This is a genomic window from Hymenobacter jejuensis, assembly GCF_006337165.1.
Lineage (GTDB): Bacteria > Bacteroidota > Bacteroidia > Cytophagales > Hymenobacteraceae > Hymenobacter > Hymenobacter jejuensis.
The window spans coordinates 2,723,522-2,744,949 of the sequence record NZ_CP040896.1 but is presented as its reverse complement, the minus strand read 5'-3'; the positions used below and the strand labels follow the sequence as shown (position 1 = coordinate 2,744,949).

The 21,428-nt window shown below is 55.8% G+C and carries 16 protein-coding genes; 6 read left to right on the top strand and 10 right to left on the bottom strand.

Annotated features, from left to right (window positions below; all coding sequences use genetic code 11):
• The first annotated feature begins 5 nt into the window (after positions 1–5).
• Positions 6–1,406: a PQQ-dependent sugar dehydrogenase gene (locus tag FHG12_RS11285; protein ID WP_139515824.1), complete on the top strand. Its 1,401-nt coding sequence runs from the start codon at positions 6–8 to the stop codon at positions 1,404–1,406.
• 187 nt (positions 1,407–1,593) lie between these two features.
• On the opposite strand, the gene FHG12_RS11280 is transcribed toward FHG12_RS11285, so the two are convergent.
• The 4 genes from FHG12_RS11280 to FHG12_RS11265 all read right to left on the bottom strand — a co-directional run bounded on the left by FHG12_RS11280 (position 1,594) and on the right by FHG12_RS11265 (position 4,663).
• Positions 1,594–1,833: a hypothetical protein gene (locus FHG12_RS11280; RefSeq protein ID WP_139515823.1), complete on the bottom strand. Its 240-nt coding sequence runs from the start codon at positions 1,831–1,833 to the stop codon at positions 1,594–1,596.
• 6 nt (positions 1,834–1,839) lie between these two features.
• Positions 1,840–2,415: an RNA polymerase sigma factor gene (locus FHG12_RS11275; protein ID WP_139515822.1), complete on the bottom strand. Its 576-nt coding sequence runs from the start codon at positions 2,413–2,415 to the stop codon at positions 1,840–1,842.
• A gap of 62 nt (positions 2,416–2,477) precedes the next feature.
• Complete coding sequence (gene lgt / locus FHG12_RS11270) at positions 2,478–3,488, bottom strand: prolipoprotein diacylglyceryl transferase (protein WP_230471098.1); 1,011 nt, start codon at positions 3,486–3,488, stop codon at positions 2,478–2,480.
• Between the two features lie 173 nt (positions 3,489–3,661).
• Positions 3,662–4,663: a cation diffusion facilitator family transporter gene (locus tag FHG12_RS11265; RefSeq protein ID WP_139515821.1), complete on the bottom strand. Its 1,002-nt coding sequence runs from the start codon at positions 4,661–4,663 to the stop codon at positions 3,662–3,664.
• A gap of 164 nt (positions 4,664–4,827) precedes the next feature.
• Here FHG12_RS11265 and FHG12_RS11260 point away from each other — a divergent pair, with 164 nt between their 5' ends.
• From FHG12_RS11260 to FHG12_RS11250, 3 genes are all read left to right on the top strand, one after another.
• Entirely contained in the window at positions 4,828–6,195 is a 1,368-nt protein-coding gene (locus tag FHG12_RS11260; RefSeq protein ID WP_139515820.1) for an Nramp family divalent metal transporter, read from the top strand.
• 141 nt (positions 6,196–6,336) lie between these two features.
• On the top strand, positions 6,337–8,772 hold the full coding sequence (locus FHG12_RS11255) for a TonB-dependent receptor (protein WP_230471097.1): 2,436 nt from the start codon (positions 6,337–6,339) through the stop codon (positions 8,770–8,772).
• A gap of 53 nt (positions 8,773–8,825) precedes the next feature.
• Positions 8,826–9,689, top strand: coding sequence for a transporter (locus FHG12_RS11250; protein ID WP_139515818.1), 864 nt, complete (start codon positions 8,826–8,828; stop codon positions 9,687–9,689).
• A gap of 27 nt (positions 9,690–9,716) precedes the next feature.
• On the opposite strand, the gene FHG12_RS11245 is transcribed toward FHG12_RS11250, so the two are convergent.
• The 3 genes from FHG12_RS11245 to FHG12_RS11235 form a co-directional block, all read right to left on the bottom strand.
• On the bottom strand, positions 9,717–10,928 hold the full coding sequence (locus FHG12_RS11245) for a DUF1501 domain-containing protein (RefSeq protein WP_139515817.1): 1,212 nt from the start codon (positions 10,926–10,928) through the stop codon (positions 9,717–9,719).
• A 74-nt stretch (positions 10,929–11,002) separates the two neighbouring features.
• Positions 11,003–12,487: a DUF1800 domain-containing protein gene (locus FHG12_RS11240; RefSeq protein ID WP_139515816.1), complete on the bottom strand. Its 1,485-nt coding sequence runs from the start codon at positions 12,485–12,487 to the stop codon at positions 11,003–11,005.
• Positions 12,488–12,559: 72 nt separating this feature from the next.
• Entirely contained in the window at positions 12,560–15,106 is a 2,547-nt protein-coding gene (locus FHG12_RS11235) for a lamin tail domain-containing protein (RefSeq protein WP_139515815.1), read from the bottom strand.
• 295 nt (positions 15,107–15,401) lie between these two features.
• Between FHG12_RS11235 and FHG12_RS11230 the strand changes: the two genes are divergently transcribed.
• Complete coding sequence (locus FHG12_RS11230; RefSeq protein ID WP_139515814.1) at positions 15,402–16,418, top strand: aspartate-semialdehyde dehydrogenase; 1,017 nt, start codon at positions 15,402–15,404, stop codon at positions 16,416–16,418.
• A gap of 98 nt (positions 16,419–16,516) precedes the next feature.
• On the opposite strand, the gene FHG12_RS11225 is transcribed toward FHG12_RS11230, so the two are convergent.
• From FHG12_RS11225 to dxs, 3 genes are all read right to left on the bottom strand, one after another.
• Positions 16,517–16,804: a T9SS type A sorting domain-containing protein gene (locus tag FHG12_RS11225; protein ID WP_165699375.1), complete on the bottom strand. Its 288-nt coding sequence runs from the start codon at positions 16,802–16,804 to the stop codon at positions 16,517–16,519.
• A gap of 400 nt (positions 16,805–17,204) precedes the next feature.
• Positions 17,205–17,960 (bottom strand): alpha/beta fold hydrolase, encoded by a 756-nt coding sequence (locus FHG12_RS11220; RefSeq protein ID WP_139515812.1) that lies wholly within the window; start codon positions 17,958–17,960, stop codon positions 17,205–17,207.
• Positions 17,961–18,133: 173 nt separating this feature from the next.
• A complete protein-coding gene (dxs, locus tag FHG12_RS11215; RefSeq protein WP_139515811.1) occupies positions 18,134–20,074 on the bottom strand; it encodes a 1-deoxy-D-xylulose-5-phosphate synthase in 1,941 nt (646 codons plus the stop codon).
• Positions 20,075–20,294: 220 nt separating this feature from the next.
• On the opposite strand from dxs, the gene FHG12_RS11210 reads away from it, so the two are divergent.
• Complete coding sequence (locus tag FHG12_RS11210) at positions 20,295–21,359, top strand: lysylphosphatidylglycerol synthase transmembrane domain-containing protein (RefSeq protein WP_139515810.1); 1,065 nt, start codon at positions 20,295–20,297, stop codon at positions 21,357–21,359.
• Positions 21,360–21,428: the final 69 nt, after the last annotated feature.

The following is a 21,428-nucleotide window of genomic DNA, read 5'->3' as shown; positions in this document are numbered from 1 at the left end:
TACCTATGAAATGTTTCGCCGCCTTTTTGTTTTTAGTCGCCTCTATCCTAGCGCTACCTGTTCAGGCTCAGACCACTACCTTTCCTGTAGGAGCTACTACTATTACCGTTTCTACCCTGGCCGGCAACCTGGCAGTACCTTGGGAACTGGTTTGGGGCCCCGATAACTTCATCTGGATGACCGAGCGCGGCGGACGCATCAGCCGCGTCAATCCTACATCCGGCGAGGTGATTCCGCTGCTAACCGTGCCCGACGTGGCCACTAGCAGCGAAGGTGGCCTGCTCGGAATGGCGCTGCACCCCGACTTTGCGACTTCGCCCTACCTGTACATCGTGTATAATTACAACGACAACGGCTACAAGGAAAAGCTGGTGCGTTACACGTATTCGGCGGCGGGCACGGGTTCGCTGAGCAATCCGCAGGTGTTGCTCGGCAACATCACGGCCACGACCACGCACAGCGGCTCGCGGCTTCTCATCCTTCCCGACCGTACCATTCTGATGACTACCGGCGACGCCCAGCTACGGCCCGAAGCCCAGAACGTCAACTCTTTGAATGGCAAAGTGTTGCGCTTAAACCTCGACGGCAGCATTCCGGCTAACAACCCTATCGCCGGCAGCCCCACTTACTCCTACGGCCACCGCAATCCGCAAGGGCTTGTCAGGGCTGGCAACGGCCTGATCTACAGCACCGAACACGGCCAGGATGCCGAAGATGAACTCAACCTTATCGAGCCGAACCGCAATTATGGCTGGCCGACGGTGGAAGGCAACTGCAACTTGCCGGAGGAACAGGCTTTCTGTACGGCCAACAACGTACGCGCGCCGCTCTATAGCTGGGGCCCGACTATAGCGGTCGCAGGCCTTGCGTATTACGATTCGCCAGCGATTCCGGAGTGGCGCAACAACTTGCTGGCAGTAGCGCTAAAAGCCTCTAAACTAGTGCAGTTGCCTCTTACTACCAATGGCAGCGCAGTTGGCGCTGCCACTGATTTCTTGAACACCTTTGGCCGTTTACGGGCCATTTGCGTGTCGCCGCAGGGGCGCGTGTACGTGAGCACCAGCAACCGCGACGGCCGCGGCACCCCAGCCGCTACCGACGACCGCATTCTTGTCTTGGAAAACCGGTCTTACGTGGCATTACCCACGGTTGCAGCCAAAGCCACTGCGTTTCAGATATGGCCCAATCCGGCGCGGCAAACGGTTTTTGTGCGCCTTCCTTCCCCATCTGCCAGCAGCGGCACTGCGGAGCTAAGCGACGCGCTGGGTCGGGTGGTGCGCACGCTCCCTTGGCCCAAAGGCCAAACCGAGCTCAGCATTCCAACAAATGATTTACAGTCAGGCGTTTATGCTTTCCGCTTACGCGACGGCCAACGTCAATACTCGCAGCGAGTGGTAATTCAGTAAGTATCTTATAATCAAGTATTTAAATAAATAGTATCATCCTGAGACACGAGAGATCTCCTCACCGCCGAAAGAAGCGCTGCTCTAGCGCGGGTTCTTCTTCCAAACGGGCGAATTTACAGCTAAGCACTCTTGACCGTGGGCAACGCGAATTCCTGATGAGTTCCCCCGACTTAGGCGGCGGGAGCCGTTAGGGCATGGCAGACAGCGCCGTGTCTGCGTTCAAGGCCAGCACCAAAGCGGCCAAGGAAAAGGCGTAAACCGAGCGACGCAGCCACGTGGGCAAGGCGAGTAGCGGTGGTTGGGTGGCCAAGCGGGCCTGGAGCCGGGCAAAAAAAAAGGGGCGAGGTTCTAACTGGCCTTGCGGCAGCGAGCGCAGCAGCGTGGTCCAGGCTTCGTCGTCTTCGGGAAGGTTCCACTGGTCGGACATGGCGGGTTAGGCGAGATGAGGATGGAGAAACTTGCGCAAGCTTTGCCGCGCACGAAACAGCAGAGACTCGACGGCCGGCCGGCTGGTGTCCAGCACAGCGGCAATTTCTTCGTAGCTTAACTCCTGCTCGTGGCGCAGGGTAAAGGCCACTTGTTGGCTTTCCGGGAGGCGCGCGATGGCATCAAGGAGTTGCTGCTGTTGCTGCTGGCCTTCCAGCAGCGCCAAAGGGTGCCGATAATCGGGCTGCTCGTGCAGCACTTCGTGGTGGGTCCCCAGCAAGGTGGTCAGGAAGGCAAAGCGCTTTTTAGTCCGGGCCTTTCGCCGCTGTTTCAACGCTTGAGAGGTAGCCAGGCGGTAGAGCCAGGTGCTGAGGGCGGCCTCGCTCCGAAACCGGGCAATGGTTTGATAGACTTCCACAAACACCTCCTGGGCTACGTCTTCGGCCTCTTCGGGGGAGCGCAGCAGGCTCAGAGCCGTACGGTATACGGGTGCTTGGTACCGTTCGACGAGCGTGCGAAAAGCTGTCGCATTACCCGCCTGAAGCTGGGCCACTAGCTCGGCGTCGGTGGGGGAACAACTCACACGCAAATTGACTGAAGGACCATGGGATAGCCGTTTTCGTGCAAAGCAAATCAATGGAGCCGCTACTTGTTGCTTCCAACTGGTAAAGAAGCAACTACCCGCTCAGTTGGCAAGGGTTCGTCCAAATCGCGGGGGGCGTGGCCGTACGGATTTTTCGGGTCTTTGCCGACGCGCCATAGCAGCCACAGGCCCACTAATATCGGCAGCACGCTGAGCAATTGGCCTTGGTTGAGCAGGTGGTCTTTCTCGAAATCCACTTGGGCTTCCTTAAGGAATTCGCCCAGGAAGCGCTGGGTGAACAACAGCACCAGAAACAGGCCGAGCAGTAGCCCGCGCGGGGTGCGCGCTTTCGTGCGGTTCCAGAGATAGTAGAGGAGCGACACCAGCAGCACGCAATATAGCGACTCGTAGAGTTGCGTGGGGTGACGCGGAACAGCCATCAGCGCGTCGGGGCCGATGGCCGCGGCGGGCAATATCCAGTGGCTTATTTCGCCCGTTGGCTGGCGTACGGGGAGGGCCACCAGCACGGCCCCGGCGGGCAGCGGGCGGGTGGCGGGCAGCAGGTGCTCGGTGTCGCGCGGAAACACCACGGCCCACGGCACGGTGGTGGGATAGCCCCCAATTTCGGAGTTCATGAAATTGCCCAGCCGGATGCACGCCCCGCCAATACCGACCACTAGTACGATGCGGTCGAGCACCCAGAGGGTATCGAACTGGTGGCGGCGAGCAAACAGCCAGCAGGCCAGCGGAATGCTCAGGGTCGCCCCGTGCGAAGCCAGCCCGCCGTGCCAGACTTTAAACACTTCCAGCGGGTCTTTCAGCAGGATGTCGGGTTCATAAAAGAAGATGTGGCCCAGGCGCGCGCCCACCACGGTACCCACCAGCACGTAGAGGGTCAAGACCTCCACCCACCGCGGCGACACGTTCTCGCACCGGAAAATGTGCTGGAATATTGGGGTGCCCACCACAAAACCCGACATGAACAGCAGCCCGTACCAGCGGAGCGTGAGTGGGCCAATCTGGGCAAGGATGGGGTCGGGGTTCCAAACCACGTAAGCAAGCAGGGAAGTCATGGGCAAGAAGTAGGAATGGGCTACGCCCGAGAGAAGCATTTGCACCAGGAAAGGCGCTGCTACTGCTTAGGCCCCAGTCGCCGCAGAAACTTGCGGTGGCCTTCCCCTTTTATTTTTCGTGCCATCTCCACCCGTTGTGACGGGAGTTGAAAAAGAGAAAACAAGCTATCTAACTACCCCTCAACCGGTTCGCCGAGATGATGACGTTCGTTTTTCACGGCGTTGCTCAGTGTCCAGGTGATTTCGTGACGGAAGGCGTGCTGGCGAACGGGGCACTCGGTCATGTGGCAGAGCGAACAGGCTGCAAACGTGCACGGGTCGGCGTGCACGAACATTTCGACCTCTACATCAAAGCGCTGCTTGATCAGATCTTCGATCTTGTTCAGTTCGTTGTGCGTTTCTTCGAGACTGAAGTAATAAGGCATCTGGATGTGGCAATCGATGTGCAGATTGGCGCCGTACCGCAGCACGCGCAGGTTGTGCACATCAATCCAAGACGGCTGGCGGTAGCGCTGCAATTCGGCAATCACCTGATCCACAATGTCCACGTCCGATTCGTCCATGAGCCCCGATACCGAGCGGCGCACCATGCGAAATCCGTTTACCACAATAAACAAGCCCAACAGCAAGGCCGCACCGGAGTCGAACAGCACGTTGCCCGTAGCAGCCACCAATACCAGTGCCACGCACGACACCAAAGTGCTCACGGCATCGAGGTACAAGTGCTGTCCATCGCCTACCAGTGCCACCGAGCTGAGCTTTTTGCCCGATTTTACCAGCACGAAGCCCACGCCCAGATTTATAAGTGCGGTCGCGCCAAGCAAGGCAATGCCCGAATCGGGGCGAGCGACAGGGTGCGGATGCAGCAGCGCCACGGTGGCGCTGTAAAATATATACACGCCCGCAATCAGAATCAGAGCGCCCTCAAACCCTACCGACAGATACTCGATTTTGCCGTGGCCGTAGGGGTGATTTTCATCCTTGGGCAGCCCGGCCAAGTACAGGCTGTACAACGCAAACCCACTGGTAAACACGTTGATAATCGACTCCAACGCATCGGTGAGCACGGCCTGCGACTTGGTCAGGTAGTAGGCGTAAAACTTAATGGCGACCAGCACGGCGCTTACGACCAATGAGAGAAGGCCAAGCCGGTTTTTGGTTTTGTTCAATGACATAGTGGAGGACTAAACCCCAAACGGGCCGACAAAAATCCGGTAAAAAACTGAATCGTCCCGAAATCGAAACTTTTTTGTCAAAATCCTGTATTTAAAGTAGCTTAAAAAATATTTTAGGCTCATCTAAATTTGCGAACTTAGTGGCTTCCAATACTTCTGAGTCAATGCCTCCAGCTATACAAACTCCACCTGCTGTCCCCGTTGCTGAGTCGAAGGCGGGTTGGCGTCATGCTCGCCGCGCCAATTCGCTGTCGGAGGTGTATGCCAGTATTAAGGTGCCGGCGGCAGATGCCTCCTTTTGGCGCAAGCTGATGGCTTTTTGGGGACCGGGTCTGATGGTGGCCGTCGGGTACATGGACCCCGGCAACTGGGCGACGGATATTGCCGGTGGCGCCCGTTTTGGCTATACGCTGCTTTCGGTTATTCTGATTTCCAACTTGTTTGCCATGCTCTTGCAGCATCTGGCGGCCAAGCTCGGCATTGTCACGGGCCGCGACCTGGCCCAGGCCTGCCGCGACCATTACTCCAAGCCTGTAGCCATGACGCTGTGGGTGCTCTGCGAAGTAGCCATCGCGGCCTGTGACCTGGCCGAAGTCATCGGATCGGCTATCGCCCTGAACCTGCTGTTTGGGCTGCCGCTTACGTGGGGCGTCGTGCTTACCATCTTGGATGTGCTGGTGGTGCTGTTATTTCAAAGCAAGGGGTTTCGGGTGCTGGAAAGCATTGTCGCCGGCTTTATTGTGATCATTTTTGGCTGCTTTCTATACGAGATCATTGTGTCGCACCCTGATTATCTGGGCATTGCGAAAGGATTGGTTCCGCAACCCGCAGTAGTCACAAATCCGGGAATGCTCTACATTGCCATCGGCATTTTGGGCGCTACCGTGATGCCGCACAACCTATACCTGCACTCCAGCATCGTGCAGACGCGTGCCATCGAGCAAACCGAAGCCGGCCGGCGCATGGCCATCAAATTCGCCACCATCGACTCGACGGTGGCGCTGTTTCTGGCCTTTTTTGTCAATGCTGCTATTCTGATTCTGGCCGCAGCCGCCTTCAATCGCAACGGCTACCACGACGTGGCGGATATCAGCGTTGCGCACAAGCTGCTGGCGCCGGTGTTGGGGGCCGGGGCGGCGGGCGCTGTGTTTGCCGTTGCCTTGTTGGCCTCGGGCCAAAACTCCACTCTCACGGGTACCCTAGCCGGCCAGATTGTGATGGAAGGCTTTCTGGACTTGAAACTCAAGCCGTGGATGCGCCGCCTGATTACGCGCAGCATTGCCGTGATCCCGGCTTTTATCGTGACGTTGTTGTACGGCGAAAAAGGCACGGGCGAACTCCTGGTGCTAAGTCAAGTCATTCTCTCACTGCAACTTAGCTTTGCTGTGGTACCCTTGGTGGTTTTTACGGGCAGCAAGGCCAAAATGGGCGTGTTTGCCAACAAGCCCGTCGTGCAGGTATTGGCCTGGATTGTGTCGGGCATCATTATCCTGCTGAACGCCTATTTGCTGCTTAAAACTTTTACGGGTTAAGTAGCTGAGCGCAGTAGCCATCTTGGCTATTGCGCTTCTTTTTTGCTGTAATATTTAGATGAGTCTAAATATTATTTTAAACCCAACTTAAAATCCAATTCAGCAATGCAAACGGTCTATTTCTTTTTCTTGACTGCGTTCATGCTGATAATCAGCCAACTAGAGGCAGTTGCCCAAACTGGTGCAATTAAGGGCCGGGTAACAGCTGCGGGGCAGCCGCTGGAATTTGTGACGGTAGTGGTGCCGGGCAGCACATTGGGCGTCACGACGGCCCGCAACGGTGAATTCGCTTTGGCCGGCATTCCGGCTGGTTCGCACGAGTTGGTATTTTCATTTCTGGGTTACGAAACCAGTCGGCTCTCCCTGACAGTTGCCGATGGGCAAACCGCAGAGGCGAACGTGAAGCTTCAACCTACTACTTCCAGGCTCAAGGAAGTGGTCGTTACGGGCGTATCGCGCAGCACCGAGGTTCGGAAAAGCCCCGTGCCAATTGCTGTACTCAGCAAGCGGCAAATGAACCTGAACAGCAACAGCAACATCGTAGATGCAGCCGTGAAGGGTGTGCCCGGCCTGAGCGCCGTCACGACGGGGCCGAATATTTCGAAGCCCTTCATCCGGGGCCTTGGCTACAACCGTGTACTAACGCTCTACAACGGCCTACGGCAGGAAGGTCAGCAATGGGGCGACGAGCACGGACTGGAAGTGGATCAGTACGACATCGACCGGGTGGAAGTGGTAAAAGGGCCCGCTAGCCTGATTTATGGCTCCGATGCCGTGGCGGGAGTGATCAACCTGCTGCCGGCTACGCCCAACGGCCCGGAAGGCGCAGTAGTAGGCGATGCCGTGGCCGAATATCATTCCAACAACGGTATGGTAGGCACGTCGGCTGGACTTTCGTACCGCAAACGCGACTGGCAATATGCTTTTCGGGCTTCTCAGAAGACTGCGGCCAACTACCAAAACCGCGTTGATGGGCGTGTGTACGGCACAGCATTTCGCGAGCTGATGCTTTCGGGTATGGCGGGCATTACGAAAGACAGGTGGTTTTCGCATTGGTATACAACACTTTACGACAACCGCCAGGAAATACCGGATGGCAGCCGCGATTCGCTTTCGCGCCGCTTCACCAAGCAGATTTTCGAGCTAGATCGCGATAACCTCACCCAGCGGCCCGTGGTCACGGAGGACGGTTTACGCTCTTATTCCATTGGCGCGCTGCACCAACGCATCCAGCATTATCGACTCTTTACGCGCAGCCAAGTACGGCTCGGCCAGCAGGAATTGACGGCTTTGCTGGGCGCTCAGCAAAACGTGCGGCGCGAGTTCAACCACCCCACCGCCCCACAGCAAGCCGGTCTTTATGTGGCACTTACGACTTTCAACTACGACTTACGCTACAGCTTGCCCAGTTGGCAGGGCCTCGAAACGACGCTGGGTGCCAACGGCATGTACCAGCGCAACCGCACCCGCGACGCCACCGATTTCCCGATTCCGAGCTACGCCCTGTTCGATGCCGGCGGCTACGTCTTCCTCAAAAGAGCGTTCGGCAAGCTCGATTTGTCGGGCGGGCTGCGCTACGATGCCCGCACGTTGCGCTGGGACGCGTTCTTCGTCGGCCCGAACCCGGCTACGGGGTTCGCCCAGCGCGTCGGGCCCAGCATCGACCTCGCACCGCAGTTTCCGGCTTTTCGGAAGTTGTACCGCGGGGCTTCGGCCAGCCTAGGCGCTACCTATAATTTTTCGGAGCAACTGCTGCTGAAGGCCAACATCGCGCGTGGCTACCGGGCGCCCAACATTACTGAGGTCGGCTCCAACGGCCTCGACCCGGGTGCGCATATTGTGTACCTCGGCAATCGTGGTTTTACCCCCGAGTTCAGCCTTCAGGAAGACCTGGGCCTGACCACTTACCGGCCCAACCTAGATGCCAGTCTGGAGCTGTTCAACAATCACATTCGCAATTACATCTACCAAGCCAAGCTCTATGATGCTGACGGCCAGCCAGTAGTGATTGTGCCGGGCAACACGACGTACCAGTACAAACAGTCGGCGGCGCGGCTGTATGGTCTGGAAGCCACGATCAATCTGCATCCGCAAAGCACGCGGTGGCTGGCGTTTGAAAACAGCCTTGCCCTGGTGAATGGCCTCAACAAAGACCACCACTTGCTCGAAACCAACGGGCGCGCCGCCAAATACCTGCCCCTGATTCCGCCGCTGCACACGCGCTCAGAGGTGCGCATTACGCTCGCGCAGCCCGCCAAAGGCCTCGACAAAATGTATTTCCGGGCCGGTGCTGAGTACTATGCGGCCCAAAATCACTTTTACGCCGTCGATAACACCGAAACCCGCACCCCAGGTTATGTGCTGCTGAATGCCGGCGCAGGCACTACCTTTACAAATCGACAGCAAGTGTCTGTATGTCAATTATTTATCCAATTGGACAACATATTGGACATCGCTTATCAGTCGCACCTAAACCGGCTGAAATACTTCGAATACTATGCGGTTTCTGCCTCAGGTCGGCGCGGGATTTATAATCCGGGCCGCAATTTCAGCCTGAAAGTGATTGTGCCCTTCTAACAGAATTGGGCGGGGCGCGTAAGAGGCGGCACCACCTCTCCCCTCTCCCCGCTATGAAAGCACGTTGTACTCCGCTGTTGCTCTTGCTCGTACTCATGCTCATGGGTTTGCCCCAAAGCAGCCAGGCGCAGGAATTAGGCTCGACTCCGGCCAAAGGCAAGTTTTACACGCTTTTCCGGCCCGTGCCGCGCGACTCGTTGCAGGAGCTGCGCCCCGACCGGCCGGGCGTTACCGAAAGCCCTTATACCGTCGATGCCGGGCATTTTCAGCTGGAGACGGACTTGTTTCGGCTGATTAACAGCCGGGACAAGCAGCACCGCGAGCGCGATTTCAACGTCAACCACGCGCTGATCAAGCTGGGCCTTACCCAGCGCATGGATTTTCAGGTCGGTATCGACTCGTATTCGTGGGAAAAACAATGGGACGAACAACAGGAACCCGAACGCAACCAAGGTTTCGGCGACGTCACGTTGCGGCTGAAGCGCAGCATCCTGGGCGAGCACGGCAAGCCCGGCGCGCTGGCGGTAGTCGGCTACGTGCGCCTGCCGGCTGGGCGCAACGTCGGCAACGAAAAGGCAGAATACGGGCTTATTATACCCTACAGCTACGATTTTAGTAAGAAGCTCAACCTGCAGGTGCAGTTGGAAAACGACCTGCGCTACGACTCAGAAGCTGGGGAGCGCTTCGTGCGCGTCTCCCCCAGCTCGGCCATCGACTACGAGTTTTCGAAGAAGTTTTCCAGCTTCGTCGAAATCGTGGGGCAGTGGGATACACGCCAATCGTCGTGGCAGGCGTCCGTCAACTTGGGCCCGCAGTTCAACATCAGCGACAACGTAATTCTCGACGGCGGCGCTCACCTTGCCCTTACCCGCGAAATCGACCGCGAGTATTTCTTAGGCCTAAGCTTCAGAATATAACTAATTTATAATCAGTTAATTATATAATTACACTAAACCACTGAGCCGCGCAAATTCCTGACCCAGAATGACTGTATCGTCGGCGCGTAGCCAGTCGCGGAGCACGGTGGCATAAACGCTGCGGAAGTCCACCTGATAGTTGAGGTCGCCTTGGTCGAGATTTTGCAGGTCTGGCGCATCGTTGAGCACGCCTTTTTGCCGCAATCCGCCGCCCAGCAGCAGCACGTTGTTGGCCGTGCCGTGGTCGGTGCCGTTGCTGGCGTTTTGCGACACACGCCGGCCAAACTCTGAAAACACCAGCACGAGCGTATTCTCAAACTCGCCACTTTTTTGCAGATCCTCGGCAAAAGCTCCGAGGCTCTCCGACAGATTGCCCAATAGCTTCGCCTGTTGTTCCTGCTGGCGCACGTGCGTGTCGAAGCCCGAAAGCGACACGTAAAACACCCGCGATTCGATGCCGCTGTTGATCAGTTCGGCGGTGGTTTTCAGGCTCTTCGCAAATTCCGTGTTGGGATACGACACGCCGGATTTGTATACTTTGGAAGTCTGGTACAAGTATTCGGCCGACGAGGCCGTTTCGGTCAGGGTCTTGTAGAGGTAATCCAGCTCCGAACCGCCCGTATTGGCCTTCTCCCCACTGATTTTAGCAATCAACTGATTCTGAGTTATTTGGTGAAATTTCTCGGGGTTTTTGAGTGCTAAGCCTTTGCGCACATTACCCTTCATCGCCAAGCTCAGCGTGTCGTCTACTTCCAGGCCGTTGTAAGGGAGTTCGCAGCCGGGGCAGTTTGAATCCAGATAGCGCCCCAGCCAACCGGTAGCCACATATTGATCTGATGCTGAGCCACTTTGCCAGATATCCATTGAGCGAAAGTGCGAGCGATCCGGGTTGGGGTAGCCCACGCTGTTGAGCACAGCCACGTGCCCTTCGTCGTAGAGCGCTTTCAGGCGCGTCATGGCCGGATTGAAACCCAGATCTTTCTCCAGCGTCAGAATGCCACTCTGCGGCTTGATGCCGAGCGTAGGGCGCGCGTTGTAATACAGGTCGTTGCGGTACGGAATGATCGTATTCAGGCCGTCGTTGCCCCCTCCCAGCTGCACTACCACCAAGCGCCGCCCGTTGGAGTCGCGCATTCGTGTTAGCCCTTGACGATCAAGTGCATGCAGGAATTTAGGCACGAACAGCAGCGAGCTGGCCAGCACCGAAGTTTTCAGAAAATCGCGACGGGAAGTAGGCATAACCAACGACATGAGAAGCGGCTTACCGCCTCAAGTTGAGGAATTACAGGAAAGTCAGGGCACGCAACGCGTTTCTACATCAGCTGATATTCCGGCAAAGCCAGCAGGCTGGTAATCACTGCGCGCAAGCGGTCGTCGGCCGGCGCACGGTCAGCCTGTTGCTGTATCAAAGCCAGATTTTCGGGCCGAATTGGCGTTTGCAGCAGAAAAGCACTCAGCTTAGCCGGCTGCTCGGCCGGCGCTGTGCCAGCCAATAGCTGCGTGAGCGGCGCCAGCCGAACATGGGCTTTCACGGGCTGGCGGAAAGTGCGCTCCGCGCGCGGCACCGTGGGCGCAATATCGTTTTCATCTTCCTTGAGGGCGATCCGAAACTCGGCATTTCGAAACAATACCTGAGGCAATTGCAGCCGAATCGCCAACGACGAGCTATCAATCCAACTGCGGCCGCCGGGCCAGCCGGCCACGTTGGGCGGCTCGAATAAGGTTTGGCCCAACGCTTTTTCAAAAGTCACAAACAGCTTATTATCATCAAGTTGCAAACCAAACGTACGCTTGATGCCAGCCAGCAGCTCAATCGGCGACTTGATGCGGTTGCCCATATTGGCAGCGTCATAAAACCATTCGGCCGTAAACAAGCGCTCCAACAACAAGCTGATGTCGTACTGACTCTGGTAAAATGACTTGGCCAGCGGCAGAATGTGCGCCGGATTGGGCACGTCGTTGACGAAAAAGCGGTAGAGCTTCGTCGTGATAAATTCGGCCGTTTGGGGCTGCTCCAAAAGGGTTTTGAGCACATCTTCGCCGCCCCAATTGCCCGTGCGGCCCATGAATGTTTTGGGCCCATCATCGTGTTGCCGGGCCCGAAACACAAACTGGTGGTTTTCGTCGTCCGACCAGCCGGTGAAGGCGCGGGCTGCCTCTTTTATATCTTGCTCGGTGTAGTGCCCGCGCCCAATCGTAAACAACTCCATCACTTCCCGCGCGAAGTTCTCGTTGGGATGCTGTTTTCTATTTTGTTGATTATTAAGGAATTGCAGCATCGCCGGTTCTTGCGAAACGGCCAGCAGCAAATCACCAAACTTGCCCAACGCCAGCCGCCGGATGGTGTTATTGAGTTGCAACGCGGCCTCCGGCTGCCGCACCCGACAGGCAAAGTGGCCGTGCCAGAAGAAGGTCATTTTCTCGCGCAGCTGCGCCGGCGACGTGGCCATACGGTCAAGCCAGCCCACGTTCATGGCATAAAAAGCGTCGCGTCGTTGCTCATTATCGAGCTTGCGCTGCTCAGGAGTCAGGCCGCGCCGCATCAGCGAAGCTTCTGGCGTAGTCCGCATGCCGGCCACCTGCGAATCCATCGTTGGCACAGTCGCGGAAGCGGCCATTGTGGCCTTTGCTTCGGCGAAGTGCATGGTCGGGCTATCGAGCGGCTCGACTTTATCGGAGACTCGGAACAGCGCGTGCACTGCTTTCCTGATCGAGCCCATCTTTGTTACCTCCTCCGGCAACGGACCGAAACCGGCTCGCCAGTATAAATGCTGCAAATGCTGTTGCGTCGTCGTCATAGCGAGCTACAAAGGTTCGCTGTTTGGACGCGTTTTGGCCGGCTGGGTTTAATAGCTCAAGCCGGTTGCCGCCTAAAAATGCGCGCCGACAACTACATTTTTCTTGTATTCCTGCTTCTGCCCAGTGCTGGCCTGAAAGAGCTCAACGAACAGAACGTAGTAGCCAATCGGCGCTTTCGTGCCCCGATCGGTGAGGCCATCCCATTGGAAAAAGCCGCTCGTAGCCAGCGTTTCGTTGCGGACGAGGCGGCGCGTGAGGCGACCCTGGGCATCGTAAATGGTTACGCTAGCGGCAAAACCGCCTTGGTCCAGTTGGTAATTGAGCGTGGTAAAATCCTGCTGGCCATCTCCATCGGGAGTGAACACTTCGGGCTCTACCCGAAAGACTTTATCCCCGGCTATATCACCTTGATACTGTGAGTTTTGCCGACCCGGCGTAGCATACCCAACTGTGCTGGCTGCTGAATGAAAGTTACTTGGCTGACTCGGCCCATCGGCGCGAATGCGTTCGATCGACACACCGTTGAGATCGTTGAGCAAGGCCAGATGCTGCTTCTTGTCGTACGCATACCGATCGAGTGTGCGGCCGGCGGCATCGGCGAGTACCACCACAGCGGCATCGTCGGGCAGCGAAGGCAAGTGCGGCATGAGCAGGAAAGCCGCCGGATCGTTGGTAGGGTAGTGACTGATCACGATATCGGGGCGCGTGGTGAGCACCACCAACTGCCCCGGCGCCAGCACATAGGAAGCTGCGCTCACGGGCTGGGCGTCGGCTGAGCTGTCGGTACGGGCATTGATGAGTTGCCATCCCTGCACGTCCAGGTACTTGCCCGAGCGATTCAGCAACTCAACAAAGTCAACGCCGCCCGTGCGCGGGTTAAACAGTATCTCATTGATTACTATGTCATTACTGGCAGGAGCACTGGGGAGTGCAAACGTAGCAAAAGCCGCCGGACCGGTCGCATTGCCCACGCAATCAGTAGCGTGCTGCACGGTTACGGTTTGGGGTTGATTGACTTGCAGAGCCGTAGCCAGAGTCAGATCAACAATCCTAAAATCAGGCCCTTGCGGCACTACCTTGATTACCGTGTTCGCGGAGCCCAACAGCGAATACAATGCCGGCAAAAGCATGGCTGTGCTGTCGAGCTTTTCACCGAAAAACAGCCGCAGCGAAGTCGGAGAAAGCGTTACGGCGCGCAGCAGCGCAGGCGGCGTAGTATCGGGGTTGGTGGCGTGCACGGAGTTGAGGCGGCCGGGCGTACCGCCGCTAGCATCAGTGCTGGCCGTCCAGTTGGCGATACCGGCGCAGGGATTCGTTACGTCGACCATTTCCAGTGCCCAGCCGCCGTCTTTCTTACGGCTGTCCTTGTACCAAGTATCTGAGTATGAGATCTCAAATAGTGTGCGCCCATCGCGCCCGCGCAACACCACCTGATCACCGGCGTTGGTTAAGCTTGGGAAGTTGCTCAGCCCAAATACCTTCCCATACGCGGCAAACTGGCTGGTCCGGGTGCTGCTACACACTACCGCGTATTCGCCCGGCAACAGCACCGCGCCCGCCGGAAACACAGCGGCTGTGCTGCTGCCCTGCTTAAGCAGCCGCACGCCGGCCAAGTCCAGCAAAGCGGTAACACTCGGGTTATGGATTTCTAAATATTCTGAGGCGGGCAGACCAACGACGGGCGTTTCGTCGGCCATAATCTCGGTAATCAACACTTGGTTGACGGTAGGCGCCACCGCAAACCCCTGATTTACAAAGCTTATTGAAAGCGGTGCTGTTGCGGTATTTCCGAACAAATCTGTGGCATTCAGCACTTCCAGCACTAGGTTTCCGAGCGGCAGATCGGCTCTGAACGTTAGGTGCACTAGGGCAGGATCGGTGGCGTCGCGCTGGGCGGTGAGCGCGGTTGCGCCGGAAGCAAGCCGGTAATTCACGGCACTTTGCACTTCTGCTACGGCTTCCGAAAAAGTCACGTCCAGCTGGCGGCTGGCGGTCGTTTTGGCACCTATCAGAGCAGGCGGCGTGGTGTCCGAAACACGAAAATCGTCGAAGTAAAAGTTGCGGCTGTTAGCCGCGGAATACACGAGCTTTATGCCAAAATAGGCGCTGCTCCGATAGGTAGCATCCGTAGCGGTGCCTTCGCTCACGTAGCCCTGGCTGGTGGCCGTAAAGTCCCGCTCCAGCGTCCATTCGTTTGCTACTGAACGTGTTACTCGCACTCGCACGGCGTTGTTATTGGCCGAAGTGAGGGTAGCATCTTTCCCGTTTATAACATAGACTGGGCTGCCCGTGGCGTCTTGGCGGAAGAGCGCTATTTCATCGGCTGTGCCACCCAAGCGCACGAAGTAGCCCTTGGTGCCCGCCGTTTTCAGTTCGGCCCGATCAGCGGTTAGCCATACGTCGGCATAGTTGCTGCCCGACGTAGCCAGCTTCAGGTTGGCATAGAACTCCCAAGTCGCGCCCGTTGCTACTTGGCTGGGTGTCGCCAGTTGCAGCGTCGTGCCGGTAACGGCCGGACCGTTGCTTTGTAGCTGCTTCAGCGCATTAACCTGAAAACTAGTTACATCACCCGTCCAAGTAGGATTTTGGGCAAAATCACCGTCGGCAAAGGATTCCACAAATTGAGCCCTTACAAAACCAGGAAAGCACAAAATGCATACCCCTGCCCAGATCAGGCAAATACACAACTTATTCACAATCAATTATTTATATAATAGCACTAAAATAGATTCTCCTGCTCCTAAAGCGTAAAAGCTAGCTAATGACTCGAATGCAGGCTTAGGGGCAGCAAGATAAATATAATTATTGCCAGAAAGCTGCCCGCTCACCAAAAATCACTCCCTGCTGAATAAGCAGGTTTTGTCGATATTTACGATTAGAGCCAGTTGGCTTGTTCTTTTATTCACCCCAATCATGAAAGTAGCTGTAGTAGGCGCCACCGGCCTGGTCGGGGGCGAAATGTTGAAGGTACTGGCCGAGCGGAATTTCCCGGTCACAGAGCTTCTGCCCGTTGCCTCCGAAAAATCGGTAGGACAACTCATTGATTTTCAAGACAAAAAGTATCCGGTCGTGAGCATGGATGCGGCTATTGCCGCCCGGCCCGACGTGGCTATTTTTTCGGCTGGCGGCTCGGTCTCGAAGGAGCAAGCGCCCCGCTTTGCCGAAGTTGGCACCGTCGTGATCGACAACTCCTCGGCTTGGCGCATGGACCCCACCAAGAAGCTGGTGGTGCCCGAGATCAATGCCAAAGAGCTGACCCCGGACGACAAGATCATTGCTAATCCCAACTGCTCGACCATTCAAATGGTCTTGGCAGTGCACAAGCTGCACGAGGCGTATAAGATAAAGCGCATTGTGGTAAGCACTTACCAAAGCGTAACCGGTACCGGCAAAAAAGCGGTAGACCAACTCATGGCCGAGCGCGCTGGCACGCCCGATGCTGCGCCGAAAGCCTATCCCCACCCCATCGACCTGAACGTGCTGCCTCACATCGACGTGTTCGAAGACAATGGCTACACCAAGGAGGAGATGAAAATGGTGAAGGAAACCAAGAAAATCATGGGCGATGACTCCATTAAAGTAACTGCTACCGCCGTTCGCATTCCCGTGATGGGCGGCCACTCGGAAGCAATAAACGTGGAGTTTGAGCGTGATTTTGACCTACAAGACGTATACCGGCTGCTACGCGAAACCGATGGCGTAGAAGTTGTCGACGACGTGGCCAACAACCAGTACCCGATGCCCAAAGATGCCCACGGCAAAGATGCCGTGCTGGTTGGCCGTCTTCGCCGCGATGAATCGCAAGCCAACACGCTGAATATGTGGGTGGTAGCCGATAACCTGCGCAAAGGCGCTGCAACCAACGCCGTACAGATCGCGGAGCATATGATTAAGCTTGGATTGCTGAAAGAAGCAGTAGCGGTAAGCTAATACCTTCTACCTGCTTACTCCGCTTTACCTTATAAGCTACTAAAAAGGCCAGAACCATTTACGGTTCTGGCCTTTTTAGTGGGCGCGAGGCTTAACTCTTATTGGTGGCTCATTTTCAGCACTTGCTGCTGATTGCCTTGCTGTACTGTTAGGTAGTACACGCCTGCCTGCAACACTGTAGCTTGCGGCAATGGAATATCCTGCGTGCCTTCGCCTACTGCTATGGTTTTGGTAAACAGAATATGACCCAACATATCGTGCGCAGTTAGTGTAACTGCCCCGGTACCGGCGGGGGTAAATCGCACGGTTACGACGTCTTGGTAAGGGTTGGGGAAAACATCCGCTTTGAAAGCTCGCGCTACCGCCGGCACCTGTACTGTACGCACCGGAGAGTATGCTGCTTCACCTGAGGCATCTACTTGACGCAGACGATAATACACAGTGTTGGCAACGGTTTCCGTCAGGCACAGATCCGAGAACTAGTAGTTAGTGCGATTGGACGTTGTGCCAGCACCGGGGCGCTGCCCGATGGTTTGGAAGGTTTTTCATATGCTGATTTTTGTACGGTGCGAACAACTTTATTTTATACAATAATCAAATTTACAGGTTTGAAATACATTCCAATCAACATCTTCTATTTCACCATTTTAAGCAAATTTTATCCACTAAAAAATACTTTTTGCCTTATTATTAACGTTTAGTCAATTATTTATATAATACAAATTTTTTGATTGCTGCTTACATCATAAGCCGCCCTAAAATCAGACCCATAAGGGTTGTTAAGAATTAGAGACCCCAACTGGCTTTCGCTAGCTCCAGCACAGCGCGCCGCGTTTCATCTGGCTGCTCAAAGTACCCCATGTGGCCTACATCAGCCAGAAATAAGGCTGTGCTAATAGGCGGCAGCGCGACTTGCGCTAGCGAGGCTTCCAGCGATACGGCTACATCTTCTTTGCCCACGATAAACAGCACCGGAAACGTCGCCTCACGCAACACATGCATGCGATCGGGGCGGTCGCGCATGGCGCGCGTACCGTTGACGATGGTTTCCTTCGACACCGACTTGGCGATATCTTCCAGGAAAGCAACGCGATGGGCTAGCCGATCGCGGTTGGCAGGGGCCAGTAGCGGGCGGATAAAGGAACCCATAAACTTTTCGACGCCGTGGCGCTCAACGAAATGGATGTTTTTATCGCGGTTGGCCTTCTTTTCGCCGGTATCGGCTTGGGCAGAGGAATGGAATAGGCAGAGACCCGCGACCTGCGCCGGATACTTTTCCGCAAACGCCAAGGCCACGTAGCCGCCCATCGAGTGCCCAATGAGTACGGCTTTTTCTACGCCGGCTATGTGAAGTTGCTCGGCGACATATTCTGCCTGCGCCTCCATTGACAAATCGTTGTTGCTGAAATAGTTATCACCAAATCCTAACAAGTCAAATAGGAGCAGCTTGTATTGTTTGGGGAAGCCTTGAACGAATTCCGCCCAGACTTCGCGGCTTTCGGCAAAGCCGTGCAGGAAAACGAGTGCGAGGTGTTGAGGCATATGATGGATATATGGCGAATGGTGATCGCTTTACTTGTACTTTCTCCCGATAACTCAAGCCAATTTTTTGGCTTATGATCCAGCGTCTTGCAAGTAATTCGCAAACGCAGCGAAGCCGAAGCAGCAGTAGCTACTTCGGCTTCACAATAATTTTGGATGAAAGGATTGTAGTTCTACAAAGTCACTTCTACTACTGAAGCCACTGTGGCTTTGGCAGTTAAGGAGCGAACTGCCTCAGCAATGCCATTCGCGTCGAAGCCGCATTCCTTATAAAGCTCATCCTGAGAGCCGTGTTCTACTACGCGGTCGGGGATGCCGAGGCGCTTCACGGGCAGCGAGTACCCATGATCGGCCATAAACTCCAGCACGGCCGCGCCAAAGCCGCCTTGCAGGCAACCGTCTTCTACGGTTATGATGGCTTTGTACTGCCGCAGCACATTATGGAGCATTTCCTCGTCCAACGGTTTGCAGAAGCGCATGTCGTAGTGGCCAGGGTTTAGCCCTTCTGCAACCAATTGATTAGCAGCCTTTTGCGCATAGTTGCCAATGTGCCCAATACTCAGAATGGCCACGCCTTCTCCATCGCGCACTACGCGGCCGGTACCGATGGTAAGTTTCTTGAGAGGCTTACGCCACTCCGGCATCACACCTTCGCCGCGCGGGTAACGGATGCTGAAGGGGCCGGCGTTTTCGGGCAGCGTGGCGGTATACATCAGGTTGCGCAGCTCCTCCTCGTTCATCGGGGCCGAAACCACCATGTTCGGGATGCAGCGCATATAGGCAATATCGTAGCAGCCGTGGTGCGTAGGGCCGTCGGCGCCGGCAAAACCGGCCCGGTCGAGGCAGAATACGACGTGCAGATTTTGCAACGCCACATCGTGAACTACCTGATCATAAGCCCGTTGCATGAACGATGAATAGATGTTGCAGAACGGCACCAACCCCTGCGTGGCCAAGCCCGCCGAAAAGGTAACAGCGTGTTGCTCAGCAATGCCCACGTCGAAGGCGCGGTCGGGCATGGCTTTCATCATGATGTTCAGCGACGAGCCCGAAGGCATCGCCGGCGTCACGCCCATGATCTTGTCGTTTTGCTCAGCCAACTCTACCAGCGTATGCCCGAATACATCCTGATACTTGGGCGGTTGGGGCTTGTCCGGGACTTTCTTGTAAATCTCGCCCGTGATTTTGTCGAATAAGCCCGGCGCGTGCCACAGCGTCTGGTCTTTTTCGGCCAAGGCGTAGCCTTTGCCTTTCACCGTAACGCAGTGCAGCAGCTTGGGGCCCGGAATGCTCTTGAGATCGCGCAGAATCGTAACCAAATGGTCGACGTCGTGCCCATCGACCGGACCGAAATAGCGGAATTTCAGGGCTTCAAATAAGTTACTCTGTTTCAACAAAGTAGCTTTCATAGCTTGCTCTACCTTGCGGGCAATCTGCTGGGGGTTGGGGCCGAATTTGCTCAGCTTGCCCAGCACATTCCAGAGCTCGTCGCGCACTTTGTTGTAGGTGCGCGACGTAGTAATATCGGTTAGATATTCTTTGAGCGCCCCCACATTGGGGTCGATGCTCATGCAGTTATCGTTGAGGATAACCAGCAGATTGGTATTGGTTACGCCGGCGTGGTTGAGCGCCTCAAAAGCCATTCCGGCCGTCATGGCACCGTCGCCGATTACGGCAATGTGCTGACGGTCAAACTCTTTCTTGTAATCAGAGGCAACAGCCATACCCAGAGCCGCGCCTATGCTAGTGCTGCTGTGGCCTACGCCGAAGGCATCATACTCACTCTCTTTGCGCTTCGGAAAGCCCGACATGCCGCCATAGCGACGGTTGGTGGGGAACTGGTCGCGGCGTCCGGTCAGGATTTTGTGGCCGTAAGCCTGGTGGCCTACATCCCACACCAGCTGGTCGTCAGGAGTGTTGAAAACGTAGTGCAGCGCCACCGTTAGTTCTACTACCCCTAGTGAGGCCCCAAAGTGGCCTCCGTAAATCGAAACCGAGTCGATAATGAACTGCCGGAGCTCCTGGCTGAGTTGTACCAGCTGATCTTGGCTGAGCTTTTTTAGGTCGTTGGGCGAGTTTATAGCCGCCAGCAATTCACCAGGTTCGACAATCATATTCTATAAGGCAAAAGTAGAATTCAGCAAGGCAACAGGCACGTGCTTTAAAAGGTTAGGCTGTAACCTGAGTATTCTGCTACGTACAACAGACAAAGTTACGATTTTTCCAAGCTACCGGTTGTTGCCATCGCCATATCGTTAGGGCCTCTTAATCTGGATTTAACAGCGCCGCCACCCAAGATTCTCTACTTTTACGCTCCGCCTCACCCCCTCGCCTATGCCGCTCACGCAGAACAGTCAAGAACAGCAGCTGCTCGATAAGCTCCGGCCTTCGCGCATCGTGCTGCCCGTCCTGATTGGCCTGAGCGTGGTGGGCTTTATGTTTTGGCGCAGTTATAAACCCGGCGATCTGGCACCGCTGGCCAATGCGAAATTGCACTGGCTGGCCATTATGCTGGTGGTGCTGCTAGCCCGCGACTTAGGCTATGTCTACCGGATCCGGCACATGTCAGAGCGGGCCCTGAGCTGGCGGGCTAGCTTGGACGTAATCATGATTTGGGAATTTGCGTCCTGCGTGCTGCCTTCGGCAGTGGGTGGCACGGCCATAGCACCCTTTCTGCTTAATAAAGAAGGCATTACGCTCGGCAAATCATTGGCGTACGTGATGGCAACGGCCATGCTCGACAATTTGTATTATGTCATCATGGTACCGCTGGTGGTGTGGGTAGCCGGCGACGCCTTATATCCGCACGAGGCACTGCAAGGCGGGTTGGTGGCTACGTTGCGGGTAGCGTTTGTGGTGAGCTACGTTTCGGTCACGCTGTACGCCGGCCTGATGCTCTATGCGATTTTTATTAATCCCTTGTCTGTCAAGCGCTTCTTGGTCCGTTTCTTTTCAATTCGGGGGCTGCGGCGCTGGCGGGCCAAAGCGTACCAGCACGGCAACGAGATGGTATGGGCTTCGGCGCAGCTCCGCGGCAACGGTGCGGGCTACTGGCTTCGAGCGGCGCTCTCCACAGCCTTTGTCTGGACGGCTCGCTATGCCGTAATCGGCTGTATCATCGCGGCTTTCGTCAATGTCAACGCCAACGAGTTCGCGCTCATTTTTGGCCGCAACCTTACTTACAAAGTTATTCTGTTGATCGCCATTACACCGGGCGGGGCGGGCATTGCCGAAGGGGCTTTCCCGACGTTCTTCGGCAAATTCATCGGTACGCCCACGATGACCAACTTTATCGTGCTCCTGTACCGCATCGTGACGTATTACATGTACCTCGTGCTCGGGGCCATATTCCTGCCCCGCTGGATTTCACGGGTGTTCGTCAAGCAACCAGCACCCTAATTCACAATTATTTTGACTATAAATAAGTTACAAATCACCTTTCAGAGCACTTAGCCATTAAAAAAAGCC

Bases quoted from the DNA above. Each gene is read 5' to 3' on its own strand.
- FHG12_RS11250 (WP_139515818.1), top strand. From the start codon at position 8,826: ATGAAAGCACGTTGTACTCCGCTGTTGCTCTTGCTCGTACTCATGCTC.
- FHG12_RS11260 (WP_139515820.1), top strand. From the start codon at position 4,828: ATGCCTCCAGCTATACAAACTCCACCTGCTGTCCCCGTTGCTGAGTCG.
- FHG12_RS11210 (WP_139515810.1), top strand. From the start codon at position 20,295: ATGCCGCTCACGCAGAACAGTCAAGAACAGCAGCTGCTCGATAAGCTC.
- dxs (WP_139515811.1), bottom strand. From the start codon at position 20,074: ATGATTGTCGAACCTGGTGAATTGCTGGCGGCTATAAACTCGCCCAAC.
- FHG12_RS11220 (WP_139515812.1), bottom strand. From the start codon at position 17,960: ATGCCTCAACACCTCGCACTCGTTTTCCTGCACGGCTTTGCCGAAAGC.
- FHG12_RS11280 (WP_139515823.1), bottom strand. From the start codon at position 1,833: ATGTCCGACCAGTGGAACCTTCCCGAAGACGACGAAGCCTGGACCACG.
- FHG12_RS11285 (WP_139515824.1), top strand. From the start codon at position 6: ATGAAATGTTTCGCCGCCTTTTTGTTTTTAGTCGCCTCTATCCTAGCG.
- FHG12_RS11255 (WP_230471097.1), top strand. From the start codon at position 6,337: ATGCTGATAATCAGCCAACTAGAGGCAGTTGCCCAAACTGGTGCAATT.
- FHG12_RS11245 (WP_139515817.1), bottom strand. From the start codon at position 10,928: ATGCCTACTTCCCGTCGCGATTTTCTGAAAACTTCGGTGCTGGCCAGC.
- FHG12_RS11265 (WP_139515821.1), bottom strand. From the start codon at position 4,663: ATGTCATTGAACAAAACCAAAAACCGGCTTGGCCTTCTCTCATTGGTC.
- FHG12_RS11230 (WP_139515814.1), top strand. From the start codon at position 15,402: ATGAAAGTAGCTGTAGTAGGCGCCACCGGCCTGGTCGGGGGCGAAATG.
- FHG12_RS11240 (WP_139515816.1), bottom strand. From the start codon at position 12,487: ATGACGACGACGCAACAGCATTTGCAGCATTTATACTGGCGAGCCGGT.
- lgt (WP_230471098.1), bottom strand. From the start codon at position 3,488: ATGACTTCCCTGCTTGCTTACGTGGTTTGGAACCCCGACCCCATCCTT.